This window comes from Streptomyces sp. MH60, from assembly GCF_002939385.1.
GTDB lineage: Bacteria > Actinomycetota > Actinomycetes > Streptomycetales > Streptomycetaceae > Streptomyces.
Map to the genome: position 1 here is coordinate 1 of NZ_MULI01000186.1, position 1,200 is coordinate 1,200.

Sequence of the window (1,200 nt, forward strand, 5' to 3'; positions counted from 1 at the left end):
GTCTGCGACCGGCGCCCGACCGCACGCGCGACCGGCACCGCCCGCAGCACCCGCCACACGTCGGCGAGCCCCTGCGGTGCGAGCACGTCCGCGCCCCAGGCCACCGGGCAGTCCGCGTCGGCGAGCGCGACGGCCACGTCCCCGGCGAGCAGCCCGGCCGGCACGGAGTCGTCGTCGCCGGGCAGCGGCCGTACGACGGTGAGGACACCGCCCTCGGCGCGCAGTTCGGCCACGACGTCCGCGAGCGGGCGCCGGGCGGCGACGACCTGGTCGGCGAGACCGGTGAAGTCGGCCAGCGCCGGGTCCTCGACCATGACCACACGCAGTCCCGCGCGCCGCGCCGCGTCCAGCACGTCCTCGGTCCACGGGTCGGCGCCCGCGTCCGGCACCCGCAGCGCGCTGGGGTGCAGCACGACCGTGCGGACCATCTCCAGCTGCCGCAGCCGCCCGGGATCGCGCACGAGCACGCCGGTGCGGGACAGCGCGGCGCTCAGTACGGCGTGGAAGGCGGCGGGCCCGTAGCGCGCGGCCTTGGGCGAACCGGCGAGCACCGCCTCCGCCGCCTCGGCCACGTCGTGCTTGACCAGCAGGGTCGCGGCGGCGCCCGCCACGCTGCCCGCCGAGGCGTGGGCGGCGTAGTCCTGGGCCGGTGAGGTGCGCGGCGCCGGACGCAGGGCGTTGGCGGCGGCCAGCGCCACGTCCATGCGGTGCTCGCCCAGCCGCTCGCCCAGCCAGGCGCGGAAGGCCGGGTTCTCGCGCAGCAGCGTCGCCACGGCGGTGACCAGGCGGGGCGTGGGCGGCAGCCGCAGCCGCGCGCCGGTCACCGCGGCGGCGATCCCCAGCACGTCGGCACCGAGCGCGGTCGCCGCGACCCGTACCGGGGCCGGGTCGCCGGGGTGGTCCGTCTCGTCCACCGGGTCGTCCGGGGCGGCGGGCGCGGCTTGGTCCGCCCGGGTGAGTCCGTGGCGTTCGGCGAGTTCGGTGGCGTGGTCCACGACGCGGTCGGTGAGCGTGTCCTCGGTCGCGGTCACCACGAGTCTGGCGAGGCCGGTGTCCCAGTAGGCGAGCAGTACGTCCGGGTGCTCGGCCAGTGCCGCCGCCACCCGCCGCGCCACGCGCTCCGTACCGCCCGCCGCGCGTACCTCGTCCGTGGCGGCCGGCCGCAGCGCGAGGTGGGCCCGGGGTCCGGCCCGCCAGTCC

1 pseudogene is annotated in these 1,200 nt (G+C 78.9%); it reads right to left on the minus strand.

Annotated features, from left to right (window positions below):
- Positions 1-1,200, minus strand: a pseudogene (locus BZZ08_RS38455) (cation-translocating P-type ATPase); the annotation flags it as partial.